This is a genomic window from Streptomyces radiopugnans (assembly GCF_900110735.1).
Taxonomy (GTDB): Bacteria; Actinomycetota; Actinomycetes; order Streptomycetales; family Streptomycetaceae; genus Streptomyces; species Streptomyces radiopugnans.
Genome location: NZ_FOET01000001.1, coordinates 251,358 through 268,218, shown reverse-complemented (window position 1 = coordinate 268,218; position 16,861 = coordinate 251,358). Strand labels below are relative to the sequence as shown.

Here is a 16,861-nt window from a genome sequence, read left to right as displayed (position 1 = left end):
CGGGCACTTCGGCCCCTGTCGTTGACACCCTCACCACGGCGGTGATGGGCTCGTCACCGATCGGCGGGCCCGTTGCCCGGCCGGGGAGCCGCTCCGGGCCGGAGCGGGGAACCGGGCGGGGGCAACGGGCCGGGAAACGGGTCGAGAGGGGCCTGAGGAAGACGTGAACCACGCGACGCATGGCCGCGCCACACGCCGGACCGGTGCGACGGCACTGGTCGCGGCCGTCCTCGGCGGACTGCTCGGCGGCGCACCGGCCGCACACTCGGCCCCGCCCCAGGACAGGGCCGCGGAGGAGCCCGCGCGGGAGGCCGCGGGCCCGGACGACCGCGTCCGCCTGGAGGGCGCCCCCGGTGTGTGGCCGCGCCCCCAGTCCCTGCGCACGCGCGGTCCGTCCGTGCCCGTCGGCCGGGAGGTGCTGCTGGTCGCCGACGAGGACGCCGACCCGTACGCCCTCGACACCGTCCGCGACGTCCTGCGCGCGGCCGGGGCGCACGAGGTGCGCACCGTGCGCCCGGGCGAGGAGGCGCACACCCGGGGGCTGGTGGTGCGCGCCGGCGACAGGGCCGCCGAACGGGCGCTGCGCGCCCTGGGCGCACCCGAGCGCGGCGACCTGCCCGCGGGCGGCTACCGGCTGGCGGCCGGCCGGGCCGACGGCGTGGACGGGCCGGGCGGCACGGTGGCGCTGGCCGGCGTCGGCCCGGACGGGCTGTTCCACGCCGCGCAGACGCTGCGGCAGCTGGTGACCACCGGCGAGGGCGGGGCTCGGATCACCGGGGCCGTTGTACGCGACTGGCCCGCCTCTCCCGTGCGCGGCACGACGGAGGGCTTCTACGGCGAGGCCTGGCCGCACCACGAGCGGCTGGCCCACCTGGACTTCATGGGCCGCACCAAGCAGAACCGCTACCTGTACGCCCCCGGCGACGACGCGTTCCGCCAGTCGCGCTGGCGCGAGCCCTACCCCGCCGAGCGGCGCGCGCAGTTCCGCGAGCTCGCCGAGCGCGCCCGGCGCAACCACGTGGTGCTCGGCTGGGCCGTCTCGCCGGGGCAGTCGATGTGCCTGGCCTCCGGGGAGGACCGCAGGGCCCTGCTGCGCAAGATCGACGCCATGGCCGCCCTGGGGGTGCGGGCGTTCCAGCTCCGCTTCGAGGACGCCAGTTACACCGAGTGGCACTGCGACGCGGACGCCGAGCGCTACGGCACGGGGCCTCAGGCCGCGGCCACCGCACACGCGGAGCTGGCCAACGAGGTGGCGGCGCACCTGGCGCGGCGGTACGGCTTCGGGCGCGACGCGGTGCCGCTGTCGGTGCTGCCGACGGAGTTCTACCAGGACGGCCCGACCGAGTACCGCAACACGCTCGCGAAGAAGCTGGACGCGGACGTGGAGGTGGCCTGGACGGGGGTGGGGGTCGTGCCCGCCACCATCACCGGCGGCGAGCTGGCCCAGGCCCGCACCGTCTTCCGCCACCCGCTGGTCACCATGGACAACTACCCGGTCAACGACTACGCCGGCGACCGCGTCTTCCTCGGCCCCTACACCGGCCGGGAACCGGCCGTCGCCAACCGCTCGGCCGCGCTGCTGGCCAACGCGATGGAGCAGGCGACGGCCTCGCGCCTGCCGCTGTTCACGGTCGCCGACTACGCCTGGAACCCGCGCGGCTACCGGCCGGAGGAGTCCTGGAGGGCGGCCGTCGAGGACCTGGCGGCGACGGGCGGCGGGACGGAGGAGTCCGGGAGATCCGGGCAGCCGGGGGAGTCCGCGGCGTCCGGGGAGTCCGGGAAGCGGGCCCGCGAGGCACTGCACGCCCTCGCCGCCAACAACTCCTCCTCGGTGCTCGACGAGAAGGAGTCCGCCTACCTCACCCCGCTGCTGGACGCCTTCTGGAAGGCCCGCGCGGGCGAGGACGACGAGGAGTTCGCCGCCGCGTCCGACCGGCTGCGCGGCGCCTTCGCCGTCCTGCACGACTCCCCGGAGAACCTGGCGGGCGTCGCCGGCGGCGCCCTGAGCGAGGAGATGCGCCCCTGGGTGCGGCAGCTGGCGCGCTACGGGCGGGCCGGCCGGCACGCGCTGGACATGCTGGCCGCCCAGCGGCGCGGGGACGGCGCCGGGGCCTGGAAGGCGCGGCTGGAGCTCCAGCGGCTGCGCGCGGAGGCCCGCGGGAGCGGGGTGACGGTCGGTGAGGACGTGCTGCCCGCCTTCGTGGACCGGGCGCTGAAGGCCGCCGACGACTGGTCCGGCGCGCGCGGCGGGGCGGAGAAGGCCGAGCGCTCCGGCGAGCGGGTGCGCGGCGGCCCCGCGCCGCTGCCGGGCTCCCCGCCGGAGAACGCCGCCGACGGCGACCCCGCCACGGCCTTCCGCGCCGCCGAGGAGCCGAGGCCCGGCGCGGGAGACGGCGAGGGCGACGGCAGCGGTGACGAGCTGGTGCTGCGGCTGCCCCGGGCGCGCTCCCTGGCGGCCGTCACCGTCCAGTCCGAGCCGGGCGCGGACACCCGCGCCGCCGTCGAGGCGCATGTGCCGGGCGAGGGCTGGAGGCGGCTCGGCATGCTCTCCGACCGGGGCTGGACGGAGGTGGAGACCGGCGGTCTGCGGGCGGACGCCGTACGGCTGGCCTGGCAGGACGGCTCGAAGGCGCCGGTGATCCACGAGCTGACGCCCTGGTACTCGGACTCGCCCGGCGCCGGGCTGGAGCTCTCCCGCGAGGAGGCCAACGCAGTCATCGGCGGCGAGCCCGCCGCCGTAGGGGCCCGGCTGACCGGCCACCGGCCCACCGACGTGCGCGGCCGGCTGACCGTGCGGGCGCCGGAGGGGTTCACGGTGCGGGCCCCGCGCCGGGTCACGCTCCAGCGCGGTGTGCCGGCGACCCCGGAGATCGAGATCAGCGCCGGGAAGGACGTGCGGCCGGGCACGTACCGGATCCCGGTCACCCTCACCGCCGAGGGCGAGAGCCTGCGGCGGACGCTGACGGTGCGCGCCTATCCGCCCACCGGCGGGCCGGACCTGGCCCGGGGCGCGCGGACCGCCTCCTCGGCCGACGAGACCGAGGACTTCCCCGCCTCGGCGGCCACCGACGGCGATCCGGAGACCCGCTGGTCCTCCCCGTCGAAGGACGGCCAGTGGCTGCGGGTGGAGCTGGACCGCCCGGCCCGGATCGGCGAGGTGCGGCTGCACTGGCAGGACGCGTACGCCTCCCGCTACCGCGTCCAGGTCTCCGCCGACGGCAGGGACTGGAGCACGGCCGCGACCGTCCGCGACGGGCGGGGCGGCCGGGAGACGGTGCGGATGGACGCGCCCGCCGGCACCCGCTACGTGCGGGTGGTGGCCGACGAGCGGGCGACCCGCTTCGGTGTCTCGCTGTGGTCGGTGGAGGCCTACGCCGTGCTGGAGCCGGAGGGGGAACGGGACTAGGAGCCGGGAGGAGCGGGGCCGGGAGCGGGAGGGGCGGGCGCACCGGATACGGGGCCGTCACCGGCCCCGTACGGAGGAAGCCCGGACCTCAGGCGGGTGTCGTCGTCCTGCCTTCGATCCGGGCGAGGGCGTCGTCCGCGCCGTAGGGGCGCAGATACGGCAGCCAGCGCGGGTCCCGGTGCCCCGTGCCGATGATCCGCCAGGCCAGACCACTCGGCGGGGCCGGCTGGTGGCGCAGCCGCCAGCCCAGCTCCGAGACGTGGCGGTCGGCCTTGACGTGGTTGCAGCGGCGGCAGGCCGCCACGACGTTCTCCCAGGAGTGCTGCCCGCCGCGGCTGCGCGGGACGACGTGGTCGACGCTGGTCGCGACGCCACCGCAGTACGCGCACCTGCCGCCGTCACGGGCGAACAGGGCGCGGCGGGTGAGCGGCACCGTGCCCCGGAAGGGCACACGCACGAAGCGTTTGAGACGGACGACGCTGGGGGCGGGTATGGCCTGGGTCGCGCTGTGCATGAGGGCGCCGGAGTCCTCCAGGCTGATCGCCTTGCCGTTGAGGACGAGTATGAGCGCGCGGCGGAGCGGTACGACGCCGAGCGGCTCGTACGACGCGTTGAGGACCAGGACGTGCGGCACGGTGCCTCCTTGTACGTCGGCGGCGCGTGGCTCGCGCCGGGACGATCTCCCCCAGTGTGTCCCGCGCCCCGGTGGCGGCGCCACCACGATCGCGTAACGCGCTGAGCGTGTTTTCGACCACACGCTGTTCCTCCCCCGCCTGGTGCCGCCGCTACCCCGGGTGATGCGGCCTGTTCGACGGGGTGTCCCCCGTTAGTGTGTTGTGGGTGGATTCCGTAGACGAGGCGCACGAGACCGCCACGAACGCCGCCGGCTGGATAGAGGAGAACTGGGGGACCTGGCTCGCCATCGGCCTGCGCATCGCCCTGATCCTGGTCATCGCCGTCGTACTGCGCTCGGTGGTCAGACGGGCCATCACACGGCTGATCGCCCGGATGAACCGCAACGCCGAGGCCGAGGCCAGCGGCAACGCGCTGCGCGGTCTGCTGGTCAACGCCGAGCGGCGGCGCCAGCGCACGGAGGCCATCGGCTCGGTGCTGCGCAGCGTCACCACATTCGTGATCATGGGGACGGCGCTGCTGATCGTGCTGTCCACCCTCGGCATCGACCTGGCCCCGCTGCTGGCCAGCGCCGGTGTGGCGGGCGTGGCGATCGGCTTCGGCGCCCGCAATCTGGTCACGGACGTGCTGAGCGGGATGTTCGTGCTGCTGGAGGACCAGTACGGGGTCGGCGACCGCATCGACGCGGGCGAGGCCACCGGCACCGTCCTGGAGATCGGGCTGCGGGTGACCAAGCTGCGCGGCGACGACGGCGAGATCTGGTACGTGCGCAACGGCGAGATCAAGCGGGTCGGCAACCTGAGCCAGGGCTGGGCGACGGCCGCCCTGGACGTCGAGGTCCGCTCCGAGGAGGACCTGGAGGAGGTCCGCTCGGCGATCGCCTCGGCCGGCGAGGAGATGTCGACCTCCGCGCCGTGGGACGAGGTCCTGTGGGCGCCGGTGGAGGTGCTGGGCCTGAACTCGGTGACGCTGGACACCATGGTCATCCGCGTCTCGGCCAAGACGATGCCGGGCAAGGCGCTGCCGGTGGAGCGCGAGCTGCGCTGGCGGATCAAGCGGGCGCTGGACGCGCGGGGCATCCGGATGGTGGACGAGGAGTCGCTGGCGGCCCTGCGGAGGCTGGAGGGGGAGCCGGACGCGCCGGGGCACGGGCGGACCCGGCTGGAGAAGGGACCTGCCAGGGGGTTGGAGAAGGGGCCGGCGAAGGATCCTGCGAAGGGGCCGGTCGCGGTGAAGGACGCGGTGGATCCGGCGAAGGACGCCCTGAAGGACCCGGCCAGGGGCCTGGCGAAGGAGCCGGGGGGCCTCGGGCGGGCCGGGGGCGCCGGCGGACCCCGGCCGTAGGGCGCGGTCGCGGAGCGCGGCGGGCAGGCACGAACGGCGCGGGAGCCCGCCTCCGGCACGTCCGTTGACGTGGGCCGGAGGCGGGCTCTAGTGTCCCGGCGACAGGACAGGAAACCTTCCTTACAGTCCACGGAAGGGCAGGGGCCCATGACCGGGACCACTCCGGGGACGCCCCGGGTGCTGCGCGCGATGAACGACCGCGCCGCCCTCGAACTGTTGCTCGCGCACGGTTCGCTCTCGCGCAGCCGCATCGGCAGGCTGACCGGACTGTCCAAGCCGACCGCCTCCCAGCTCCTGGCCCGTCTGGAGGCCGCGGGCCTGGTCCGGGTCACCGGCGCCAGCCGGGGCCGTCCGGGGCCGAACGCCCAGCTCTACTCGCTCGATCCGGCCGCGGCGCACGTGGCCGGGCTCGACGTCACCGCCACCCGGATCCGTGCCGCGGTCGCCGACATCACCGGCCGTACCGTCGGCTCCTTCGAGGTGCCCGCGCCGGGGCGCTCCGGGGCTCCGGGACCGTCAGGGGCGTCAGGGGCGTCCGGGGCGTCCGGACGGCAGCCCGCCGGGCCGGTCGTGCGGCAGGTCGTGGCCGCCGTGGACGGGGCCGCCGGGGCGGCCGGGCTCACCCGGTCCGCGCTGCACCGCGTCGTCATCGGGACCCCCGGCGCCTTCGACCCGCGCACCGGACGGCTGCGCTACGCCTCCCACCTGCCCGGCTGGCACTCCCCCGACCTGCTGGAGGAGCTGGCCGCCGCGCTGCCGATGCCGCTGGAGTACGACAACGACGTCAACCTCGCCGCCGTCGCCGAGCAGCGCCTGGGCGCCGCCCGGGGCCACGACGACTTCGTCCTGCTCTGGAACGAGCAGGGCCTGGGCGCCGCGCTGGTGCTGGGCGGGCGGTTGCACCGCGGCTGGACCGGCGGCGCGGGCGAGGTCGGCTTCCTGCCCGTCCCCGGCGCCCCACTGGTCCGGCAGGTGGCCCGCGCCAACAGGGGCGGGTTCCAGGAACTGGCCGGCGCGCAGGCGCTGTTGCGGACGGCGCGCGAGCTGGGCATCGAGCCCCCCTCCGGCCGGGACGGCGAGGCGGCGGCGGAACTGCTCGCCCGCGCGGTGGAGCGGGCCGGCCCGGAGGCCGGACAGGACGGCGGCGGACAGGACGGCGGTGACGGCCCGTACGGCGAGCTGCTGCGGCGTGCCGCCACCGGGCTCGCGACCGGGCTGGCCGCGCTGGTCGCCGTTCTGGACCCGGAGCTGATCGTGCTGTCCGGCGGCGTGCTCGCCGCGGGCGGCGAGGTGCTGCGCGCTCTGGTCCAGCGGGAGCTGGCCGAACTCGCGGCTCCCCGGCCTCGGTTGGTCCTCGGGGCCGTCACCGGGGACCCCGTGCTGAGCGGCGCGCTGGAGAGCGCCCTGGCCACCACCCGCGACGAGGTGTTCGACACCTCCCGCTGACACCCCGCCGAGCCTGCCCCCCGCACCCCCGCACCCCGATCCCCGGCACTTCGACAACCGCTCCCGAGGCCCCAGGAGGCAGTCCCGTGAAACTCGCAGTGGTGGGCGGCGGATCCACCTACACCCCCGAACTCGTCGACGGCTTCGCCCGGCTGCGAGACGCCCTCCCGGTCACCGAGCTGGTCCTGGCCGACCCCGCCGAGGACCGGCTGGAGCTGGTGGGCGGTCTCGCCCGCCGTATGCTCGCCCGCGCCGGCCACCCGGCCGCCGTCACCACCACCGGCGATCTGGACGCGGCCGTCGCGGACGCCGACGCCGTGCTGCTCCAGCTCCGCGTGGGCGGCCAGGCGGCCCGCGAGCGGGACGAGACATGGCCGCTGGAGTGCGGCTGCGTCGGGCAGGAGACCACGGGGGCGGGCGGACTGGCCAAGGCACTGCGCACCGTCCCCGTCGTCCTGGACATCGCCGAACGGGTGCGCCGCGCCAACCCCGGCGCGTGGATCATCGACTTCACCAACCCGGTCGGCATCGTCACCCGCGCGCTGCTGAACGAGGGCCACCGGGCGGTGGGCCTGTGCAACGTGGCGATCGGGCTCCAGCGGAAGTTCGCCGCGCTGCTGGAGGTGGAGCCCGGGGAGGTCCACCTCGACCACGTCGGGCTCAACCACCTCACCTGGGAGCTCGGGGTGCGTCTGGGCGGGCCGCGGGGGCGGGACGTGCTGCCCGGGCTGCTGGCCCGGCACGGCGCGGCGATCGCCGCCGACCTGCGGCTGCCCGAGCCCCTCCTGCACCGGCTGGGCGCCGTGCCCTCGTACTACCTGCGCTACTTCTACACCCACGACGAGGTCGTGGCCGAGATGCGCGACCGGCCCCCGCGGGCGGCGGAGGTCGCCGCGATGGAACGCGGGCTGCTGGAGATGTACGCCGACCCGGCGCTGGACACCAAGCCCGAGCTGCTGGCCAAGCGCGGCGGCGCCTACTACTCCGAGGCGGCCGTCGCCCTGGCCGCGGCCCTTCTCGGCGGCGGCACGGGCGGCACGGGCGGTGCAGGCGGTACGGGCGGAGGTGCGCAGGTGGTGAACGTCCGCAACGACGGCACACTGCCCTTCCTCCCCGACGACGCGGTGGTCGAGGTCCCGGCCGCGGTCTCCCCGGCGGGCGCGGAGCCGCTGCCCGTACCGCCGCTGGACCCGCTCCACACCGGCCTGATCTCGGCCGTGACGGCGTACGAGCACCTGGCGCTGGACGCCGCCCTGCGCGGCGGCCGGGACCGGGTGTTCGCCGCGCTGCTGGCCCACCCCCTGGTCGGCCGGTACGCCCTCGCCGAGAAGCTGACGGACCGTCTGCTCGCGCACAACCGGGAGTACCTCGCATGGGCCTGACCCCCGCCGCCGCGCTGGCCGTCGACGCGGGCAACAGCAAGACCGACGTGGTGCTGGTCTCGGCGGACGGGACGGTGCTGGGCTCGGCGCGCGGCGGCGGCTTCCGGCCGCCGGCGGTCGGGGCCGGGGCGGCCGTCGCGTCGCTGGCGCGGACGGTGGCCCGGGCGGCGCGGGATGCGGGCCTGGACGCGGCGGGCCTGGAGGCGGCGGGACCGGACACGCGGGCGGGCGTCCCCCTGGCCGAGCATGTGTCGGCCTGCCTGGCCAACGCCGACCTGCCCCGCGAGGAACGGGAGTTGGCGGAGCGGATCGGCGCCCTCGGCTGGGGGCGCACCACCCGCGTGGCCAACGACACCTTCGCGCTCCTGCGCGCGGGCCTGCCCGACGACGGACCACCCCGGCACGGGGTCGCCGTCGTGTGCGGTGCGGGCGTGAACTGCGCCGGCGTCGCCGCCGACGGCCGTGTCCACCGCTTCCCCGCCGTCGGCCGCCTCTCCGGGGACTGGGGCGGCGGCGGAGGACTGGCGGAGGAGGCCCTGTGGCACGCCGCCCGCGCCGAGGACGGCCGGGGCGGGGACACCGAGCTGGCCCGGGCGCTGCCCGCGCACTTCGGGCTGCCCAGCATGTACGCGCTGATCGAGGCGTTCCACCTGGGCGATCTGCCGGGTGAACGCAGGCACGAGCTGGTGCCCGTCCTCTTCGCGGTGGCCGCCGGGGGCGACGCCGTGGCCCGCTCCCTGGTCCACCGGCAGGCCGAGGAGATCGCGGTGATGGCCGCGGTGGCGCTGGAGCGGCTGGACCTGCTGGGGACCCCGGCGCCGGTGGTGCTGGGCGGCGGCGTCGCGGCCGCCCGGCATCCTCTCCTGCACGACCGTCTGCTGGCCCTGCTGGCCGAACGCGCGCCGCTGGCCACCGTTCACGTGGTCACCGCTCCCCCGGTCCTCGGCGCCGCTCTGCTGGCCCTGGACCGGCTGGGGGCCGGCCCCGCCCCGTACGCCCGGCTGCGCGCCCACTACGCCGGCCACACCGCGCGCGCCTGAGACGTGCCCGGGTGCACGTGCGCCGGGTGCACGCGCGCCGGGGATCGCACGCCCGGGAGGGGTCGCGATCCGAACAAGATCCCGCCGGAGCGGTGCCGTCACGGCTCTCGGCCGTCATACTGCTGACCGGGCTCCTCCGCCTCCCGACGCACGGGGGCGCGGGCCCTGTTCGCCGGCGGCCGAGGGGGGTCCCGAACATTGGCACACCCGCCGGTCGTCCCTCCCCCGCCGCCCCCTGCCGCCCGCCCCGCCTGTGTTCGCGCCCGGGTCCTCGCGCCGTACCGTCCGGGCCGGGAGCGCCGGCGGGCTCCCGGCCCGGGGGCCGCGCGGCGTCGCGACGGGCCCGGGGACGGGGGCAGGGGCGGGAGAGGGGACGGGGATCCGGTGATCCGGTGATCCGCGTCAACAAGGCGCCGGAGGAGTACCGCCCGAGTGGGCTGGGCAGTCCGCGGATGGCCGTACACGGGCGGTGTCCGGCCGACAAGATGGAAGCAGCGGACCCGGCGCTCCCGGCCGGCCCCGGCCCACCGGGACCGAGCGAACGCCGGAAGCGAGCACGGACGCGAAGACGACACGAGCGGTGAGGTGACCGATGGGGGACGACGGGGCTGCCGAACCGGGCGGACCGGTGATGGCCCGGGAGGAGGTGGACCGTGCCCTGGCGCGGTTCGGCGCGGAGCACGAGGCGGTGGAGACCTCCCTGTACGCGCTCCAGGACCACGCGGGACGCAGGCTGCTGGAGGGCGCCGAGCTGACCGGGACCACCAAGGAGCGGTGGGCGCGGACCGAGGAGGCCGTCTCGCTGCTGTGGACCTACTTCGACGCCTTCACCGCGGCACTGGACTCCGCGCGCGAACTGCGCGGCAGGAGCCGCTGGCCGGCGCCGGAGGACCTCGCCGAACTGACCGAGCGGCTGCGCGGCCCGGCGGTCGCCGTCCCCGCCGCCGACGGTTCCGGTTCCGGTTCCGTCGAACGGATCACCCTGGCCGAGCTGGTGGCCCGGATGAACGGCTGGTACGCCCAGGCCCTCGACACCGTCGCCGCCGCCGACTCCGTGTGGTCGGCGCTGCCCGCCCGGATAGACATGCTCTCCGCCGAGCTCCAGCGCATCCGCTCCCTGGCGCACTCCGTGGGCGTGCGCCCCGGGGAGCATCCGGCGGGCGACGACCTGGAGCGCACCACCGCGGAGCTGACCGCGCTGCGTGCCGAGGTGGTCGCCGACCCGCTGGCCTTCTGGGTGTCGGCGGGCGGGAGTTCGGCCCCCGGCGGCGGGCGCCCCGACACCGTCCGGTACGACCGCGCGGCCCGCGCGCTGGAGGACGTCCGGCGCGAGATCGACGCCGTGCTCCAGGTGCGGCAGGACGCCGAGCAGCGGCTGATGCGGCTGCGCGACGTGCTGTCGCGGGCCGACCGCACCCTGGCCGAGGCCCGGACGGCGCGCGGCGAGGTGCTGGCGAAGATCGCGGCGGTGGAGGTGCCCGCGGTGAGCGGGCCGCCGACCGCCCTGTACGAGCAGCTCGCGACCGCCGCCGAGCACCGGCGGCACGCCCGCTGGCACCGGCTGTCGCCGCTGCTGGAGAGTCTGGAGGAGCGCGCCGACGAGGAGTTGGAGCGGGCCCGCGCCTCGCTGACCGCCGTGACCGCGCCGCTGGCGGTACGGGCGGAGCTGCGCGGCCGGCTGGACGCCTACCGCGCGCGGGTGGCGCGGCGCGGGATGGCGGACGATCCGCTGCTGGCGGAGCGGTACGACGCCGCCCGGCGGCTGCTGTGGAGCGCCCCGTGCGACCTGCGGGCGGCCGAGCAGGCGGTGCTGCGCTACCGGGAGGCGGCGCTGGAGGCACTGGTGCCGCCCGGCGGACCGGCGGACGGCGGACCGGCCGGTGGCGAACCGGCGCGTGGAGACGGGGAGTTGCGGTGAACCGCAGGGCCTCCGGCCGCCGTGCGCCGGCCGGCGCGGCCGCGGAGGACGGGTTTGGACGCGCTGCGTCGGGAACGCTTGACCACCGGGACACCCGGCGGTGTGCCGGAGGCCGGGTACGCGCCCGGTTTCCGGGAGCGGCCGGGCGCCGGCGACGCAGGAGCCGCGCCCCGCGCTCTGCGGCACCTCCGGTGCCACCACGGCGTCCTCCCACCACTTTCGGAACACCGCGACGCCCCCGACCCCGACCCCGATCCCGACCCGGAGCCATGGACGAGACGACACGCATCACGCCCCGCCCTCCCGCCGACCTCCGCGGGCGGCCGGCCGGCCGGGCCGGGTCCGCCCGCAGGTCCCTCGGCTCCGAGGCCGTCCACCGCCCGGAGGCCGAACGCGCCGCCGGGTCCGGCCGCGAACCACACTGAAGACGGTTCGCCCCTCCCCGTCCTGCCCGCAGAAGTCCGACTCCCTCCCGCCGACGGGAGGCGTCCCCACCCCGGCCCGGAGGCCGGGACATCATCGAAGGAACCCGGTGACCATGCCGCAGCCCGACCGCCCCTCCCTCTGCCCCCGGTGCCAGGAGCCGCTGGAGGACGGTGATCTCCACCGCGGCGCGTGCGGCGCCGATCCGGCGGCCGGGACGGGCGACTCGCAGCCCTCGGCCCCGCCCCTGGTCCCGCCGCCTCCGGCAGCGCCGCCGGTACCGCCCATGCCCCCCGCCCCGCCGGCGCCCCCAGCGGTCCCGCCCGCCGTACAGGACCCCGTGCAGGGCGCCGTACAGGACGGGTCGGACTTCCTCCTGCCGCCCCCCGCCCCGCAGGTGCCGCCGCCTCCGTCGGTGCCGCCCGCGCCCGCCGCTCCTCCCGCGCCCCCCGCCGCGCAGGCCGGGCAGGCCGGGGACGCCGCGCAGGCCGGCCCGTCGGCGCCGGATCCACGCGAGAGCCCGCTCCCGGCCGGCGCCCACGGCGGCGCTGCGGCCGGCGGCGGGGAGGAGCGGTGCGTCGCCTGCGGCACGGGCGCCGTCGACGCCGAGAGCCGCTGCGAGCACTGCGGCCACGCCCAGCCACGCGAACGCGACCACATGGAGGAGGAGACGGAGGGGGTGGCGGCGGTCAGCGACCGGGGGCTGCGCCACCACCGCAACGAGGACTCCTTCGCCGTCTCGGACGCCTCCCTGCCGGACGGCTCCCCGGCCGTGATCGCCGTCGTCTGCGACGGGGTGTCGTCGGCGACCCGCCCGGACGAGGCCTCCGCCGCCGCGGCCGAGGCCGCGTGCGCGTCGATGCGGCGGTCCCTGCCGCGCGGCGCCGACCCCCGGCAGGCGATGCACGACGCCCTGGTGGCCGCCTCCGAGGCCGTCAACGCCCTGGCCCCGGAGCCACACGACCCGGTGGAGAACGCCCCGGCCTGCACCATCGTCGGCGCGGTGGTCGCCGCGGACCTCCTCACCGTCGGCTGGATCGGCGACAGCCGCGCCTACTGGGTCCCCGAGGACCGCTCCACCGCGCCCGCCCGTCTCACCGAGGACGACTCCTGGGCCGCCCAGATGGTGGCGGCGGGCCTGATGGAGGAGGCCGAGGCGTACGCGGACGCCCGGGCGCACGCCATCACCGGGTGGCTGGGCGCGGACGCCTACGAGATCGACCCGCACACCGCCTCGTTCGCCCCGGACCGGCCGGGCGTGGTGGTGGTGTGCACCGACGGGCTGTGGAACTACGCCGAGTCCGCCGAGGAGATGGCCGCGGCCGTCCCGGCCGACGCCCGCACCCACCCGATGCGCTCCGCCCGGCACCTGGTGGGGCACGCGCTGGACGGCGGCGGGCACGACAACGTGACGGTGGCGGTGCTCCCGTTCCCCGCGCCGTCCGGCTCCGGCCGGGTCGTGACCGGCTGACGCACCGCCCGCCCCTGGCCGGGACCGCGCCTTCGCCGGATCGGGCGTACCGCGCCTCGTCGCGGGCGGCAACCGGAACGAGTGCCCCTCGGCGGACGGCCGGTGCCGCCGGGAGGGACGGCCGCGGGCGGCACCGGAGGTGGCGCAGATCACCGGGCCGCCTCTCCGCTCCGGCCGGCGTACCGTCCCTCGGCACCCGGCGACAGCGGCGCGGGGAGCGGTCCGCCGACCGCGCGCGGCCGGTTCCGCCCCCGCCGCCCGGCGGTCGAAGCGCAGGTCACAGCGGTTCCGGCCGGGCGGGAACGGGGCCGGGCGCACCGAAGGACACGTAGGCGGAACCCTTCGCGCCTCCCCCCGGCGCACCCCCGCGTCACCCGCCTCCCCGAGCCGCTCCGGACGGTGGACGGACGCGCCGGCGGGCGGTCGCGCCCCGGAGGCGGTGGAGAAGGCGGTGGGCGTGACCGGCCCCTCGCCCGGTACTGTTCCGCTGACGGCGGTGGTCCTTCGAGGCCGACCGGACCACCGGACGTGCGGCCCGGAAGCCGGGACGCGCGGAGAAGCGAACGACCGAGCGACGCGACACGGAGCCGCACGGAGGGGGAAGGACCGACATGCCGACTTGCCCGAACGGCCATCAGTCGGCGGCCGACGACTGGTGCGAGGTGTGCGGCAACCGCATGGCCTCCGCTCCGGGTGTGCCCGCCGGCGCCGTCCCGCCGCCCCCGATGCCCGGCCGGGGCGGCTACGGCTACCCCGGCCCCGGGGGCGACCCCGCGATGCGGGGCGAGCTGTGCCCGCAGTGCCGCACCCCCCGCGAGGGGCAGTCCCCGGTCTGCGAGGAGTGCCGGTACAGCTTCCTCACGCACTCCCCCGCCGCCTACAGCCCGCCGCCCCCGCCCGCCCCGCCGCAGCAGATGCCCGGCGGCAGCATGAGCGGGCTGAACCTGCCGCCCGGCTTCCAGGCGCAGGGCCCGCCCGGCCCGCCGCCCCCGCCCGCCCCGCCGCAGCAGCAGCCTCAGCACCAGCAGCCCATGGCCCCTCCCCAGCACCACGGGCAGCCGCAGCACGGACAGCCCCCGCACACCCAGCCGCAGCACGGACAGCCCGACTACGGCCGGCAGCCCGGCTACGGCTACCCGCAGCAGCCTCCGGCTCCCCAGCCCCCGCAGCCGCCCCGGCAGCCGCAGGGAGGCGGTGGTGACGACTGGACGCTCCCGCCGCCCTCGCACGGCGGACAGCCGCAGCCCGCCCAGCACGGGCAGCCCCCGCACGCCCAGCCGCAGCACGGACAGCCCCCGTACGGTCAGCAACCCGGCTACGGCTACCCCCAGCAGCAGCCGCAGCAGCAGTCCCACCAGCAGCCGCCGCAGCAGCAGGGGCCGCCGCCCCAGCAGCAGCCCGCGAGCTGGGCGGTGACGGTCGGGCCCGACCACGAGTACTTCACCGCGATGATGCGGCGCAGCGGCCCCGAGGCGGCCGGGCTCAACATGCCCGCCTACACCGCCGAGCAGCACGTCCAGCTCAGCGGCCCCCAGGTCACCATCGGCCGCCGCCGCCACTCCACCGGCGAGTCGCCCGACATCGACCTGGGCCGCTCTCCGGAGGACCCGGGGGTCTCGCACCAGCACGCGGTGCTGGTGCAGCAGCCCGACGGGAGCTGGTCCGTGGTCGACCAGGACTCCACCAACGGCACCACCATCAACGGCGCCGAGGACCCGATCCAGCCGTTCGTCCCCGTCCCGCTCCAGGAGGGCGACCGGGTGCACGTCGGCGCGTGGACCACGATCACCCTCCACCGGGGCTGACACCCGGTTCCGAGCACCCGGCCTGTTCCGGGTTCCACCACCGGAGTCCGGAACAGGCCCTCGTCCACGGGCTTGGACGACCAGGACCGCCATGGGTGCCGGAAGGTGATGTTCCGGCACTAGCCTCCGCCTCATGACCACTGCCGCGATCACAGTCGAGGGGCTGCGCAAGCGGTACGGGGACGTACAGGCCGTCGACGGGGTGTCCCTCACCGTCGAACGCGGCGAGTTCTACGGCATCCTCGGACCGAACGGCGCGGGCAAGACCACCACCCTGGAGATAACCGAGGGCCTGCGCAGACCGGACGAGGGGACGGTCCGGCTGCTCGGCGAGTCCCCCTTCCCCCGCAATCCGGAGCTGCTGCGCCGCATGGGCGTCCAGCTCCAGGCCTCGGCGTTCTTCGAGAGGCTGACCGCCCGCGAGCAGATCCGCACCTTCGCCTCCCTCTACGGCGTCCCGGCCGAGCGCGCCGACGCGATGCTGGAGACCGTCGGCCTGACCGAGAAGGCAGGCACCCGCGAGAACAAGCTCTCCGGAGGCCAGGCACAGCGGCTGTCCATAGCCTGCGCGCTGGTCCACGACCCGGAGCTGGTGTTCCTGGACGAGCCGACCACCGGCCTCGACCCGCAGGCCCGCCGCAACCTGTGGGACCTGCTGCGCGCCATCAACGACGAGGGCCGCACCGTGGTGCTCACCACGCACTACATGGACGAGGCCGAGACGCTGTGCGACCGGGTCGCGGTGATGGACCACGGCCGCGTGCTGCGCGTGGGCGCCCCCTCCGAACTGGTCGGGGAACTGGGCGCCGCCTCCCTGGAGGACGTCTTCCTCCAGCTGACCGGACGGGAGTACCGCCAGTGAGCGCCGAGGCCTTCACCAGCCTGTCCAAGGCCATGGCCCTCGGCCTGCTGAGGGACCGCACGGCCGCCTTCTTCATGCTGGTCTTCCCGCTGATGTTCCTGGTGCTGTTCGGCGCGCTGTTCAAGAACGACGCGACGGCACGGGCGGAGATCGTCCAGGTCGGCCGGGTCGAGGTCTTCGACTCCCTGCCGCGCGACGCGCGCGAGGGGCTGGAGGAGGTCCTGGAGATCAGGCGGTCCGACGACCGGGACGAGGCACTGGAGGAGGTCCGCGCGGGCGACGTGGACGCCGTCGTCTGGCAGGAGGGCGACGAGGTGCGGCTGCGCTACTCGGCCGCCGACCGGGTCCGGGCGGGCAACGCGCGGGCACTGGTCGACTCCGTCGTCCAGCAGGCCAACATCGCCGCGACCGGGCAGCCGCCCGCCTACGGGCTGACCACCCGCCAGGTGGAGGACGAGTCGCTGAAGGCGATCCAGTTCCTCACCCCGGGCCTGCTCGGCTGGGCGGTGGCGATGGGCGCGGTCTTCGGTTCCGCGTTCACCCTGGTCAACTGGCGCAAGAAGCGCATCCTGCGGCGGCTGTGGCTGGCCCCGGTGAGCGCGGGCACGGTCATCGCGGCCCGCGTCGGGGTGAGTGTGGCGCTGGCCCTCGTCCAGACCGCGGTCTTCCTCGGTGTCGCCTCCGTCCCGTACTACGGCCTGGAGCTGAGCGGCGACTGGTGGCTGGCCGTGCCGCTGGTGGTGTGCGGCACACTGGCCTTCATGTCCATCGGGCTGGTCGTCGGCGCCTGGGCGAAGACCGAGGAGGCGGCGAACGGGGCGGCCCAGGTCGTCATCCTGCCGATGGCCTTCCTCTCCGGCGCCTTCTTCCCGCTGGACATGGCGCCGGCCTGGATCCAGACGGTCTCCGGCGTCTTCCCGCTGACGTATCTGAACGAGGCGATGCAGGACGTCCTCTCCCGCGGCCAGTCCTGGGGCGCGGCACTGCCCGTCATGGGCGGGCTGCTGCTGTTCGCGGCGGTCCTGACGGCCGTGGCCGCCCGGCTCTTCCGCTGGGACGACGCCTGAGGGGAGCCCACCGCCCCCGGGGTCCGGCCGGAACCCGGAAGTCCCGGGCCGGGCATCTGCGACC

General features: G+C 76.5%; 11 protein-coding genes. 10 read left to right on the top strand and 1 reads right to left on the bottom strand.

The annotated features are described in order from the left end of the window. Window positions 1-163 precede the first annotated feature (163 nt). Window positions 164-3,406: a beta-N-acetylglucosaminidase domain-containing protein gene (locus BMY40_RS01130; RefSeq protein WP_245769773.1), complete on the top strand. Its 3,243-nt coding sequence runs from the start codon at window positions 164-166 to the stop codon at window positions 3,404-3,406. A gap of 88 nt (window positions 3,407-3,494) precedes the next feature. Here the strand turns inward: BMY40_RS01130 and BMY40_RS01125 are convergent, their stop codons facing one another. Beyond that, complete coding sequence (locus BMY40_RS01125) at window positions 3,495-4,040, bottom strand: HNH endonuclease (RefSeq protein WP_093654387.1); 546 nt, start codon at window positions 4,038-4,040, stop codon at window positions 3,495-3,497. Window positions 4,041-4,222: 182 nt separating this feature from the next. Here BMY40_RS01125 and BMY40_RS01120 point away from each other — a divergent pair, with 182 nt between their 5' ends. The 9 genes from BMY40_RS01120 to BMY40_RS01080 all read left to right on the top strand — a co-directional run bounded on the left by BMY40_RS01120 (window position 4,223) and on the right by BMY40_RS01080 (window position 16,797). Continuing rightward, window positions 4,223-5,383, top strand: coding sequence for a mechanosensitive ion channel family protein (locus BMY40_RS01120; RefSeq protein WP_425443051.1), 1,161 nt, complete (start codon window positions 4,223-4,225; stop codon window positions 5,381-5,383). Between the two features lie 147 nt (window positions 5,384-5,530). Further along, window positions 5,531-6,829 (top strand): ROK family transcriptional regulator, encoded by a 1,299-nt coding sequence (locus BMY40_RS01115; RefSeq protein ID WP_093654384.1) that lies wholly within the window; start codon window positions 5,531-5,533, stop codon window positions 6,827-6,829. Window positions 6,830-6,915: 86 nt separating this feature from the next. Further along, on the top strand, window positions 6,916-8,211 hold the full coding sequence (locus BMY40_RS01110) for a family 4 glycosyl hydrolase (RefSeq protein ID WP_093654382.1): 1,296 nt from the start codon (window positions 6,916-6,918) through the stop codon (window positions 8,209-8,211). Continuing rightward, window positions 8,202-9,251, top strand: coding sequence for an N-acetylglucosamine kinase (locus BMY40_RS01105; protein WP_093654380.1), 1,050 nt, complete (start codon window positions 8,202-8,204; stop codon window positions 9,249-9,251). The genes BMY40_RS01110 and BMY40_RS01105 overlap by 10 nt, the downstream gene beginning before the upstream one ends. Before the next feature lie 592 nt (window positions 9,252-9,843). Next, window positions 9,844-11,169 carry a hypothetical protein gene (locus BMY40_RS01100; protein WP_093654378.1) on the top strand — a complete coding sequence of 442 codons (1,326 nt, stop codon included), beginning with the start codon at window positions 9,844-9,846 and terminating at the stop codon, window positions 11,167-11,169. 538 nt (window positions 11,170-11,707) lie between these two features. Continuing rightward, window positions 11,708-13,063 (top strand): PP2C family protein-serine/threonine phosphatase, encoded by a 1,356-nt coding sequence (locus tag BMY40_RS01095; protein WP_107436730.1) that lies wholly within the window; start codon window positions 11,708-11,710, stop codon window positions 13,061-13,063. 611 nt (window positions 13,064-13,674) lie between these two features. After that, a complete protein-coding gene (locus BMY40_RS01090) occupies window positions 13,675-14,868 on the top strand; it encodes an FHA domain-containing protein (protein WP_093654376.1) in 1,194 nt (397 codons plus the stop codon). Between the two features lie 133 nt (window positions 14,869-15,001). Next, a complete protein-coding gene (locus BMY40_RS01085; RefSeq protein ID WP_093654374.1) occupies window positions 15,002-15,730 on the top strand; it encodes an ABC transporter ATP-binding protein in 729 nt (242 codons plus the stop codon). Continuing rightward, window positions 15,727-16,797: an ABC transporter permease gene (locus BMY40_RS01080; RefSeq protein ID WP_245769771.1), complete on the top strand. Its 1,071-nt coding sequence runs from the start codon at window positions 15,727-15,729 to the stop codon at window positions 16,795-16,797. The genes BMY40_RS01085 and BMY40_RS01080 overlap by 4 nt, the downstream gene beginning before the upstream one ends. The last annotated feature ends 64 nt before the right edge of the window (window positions 16,798-16,861 follow it).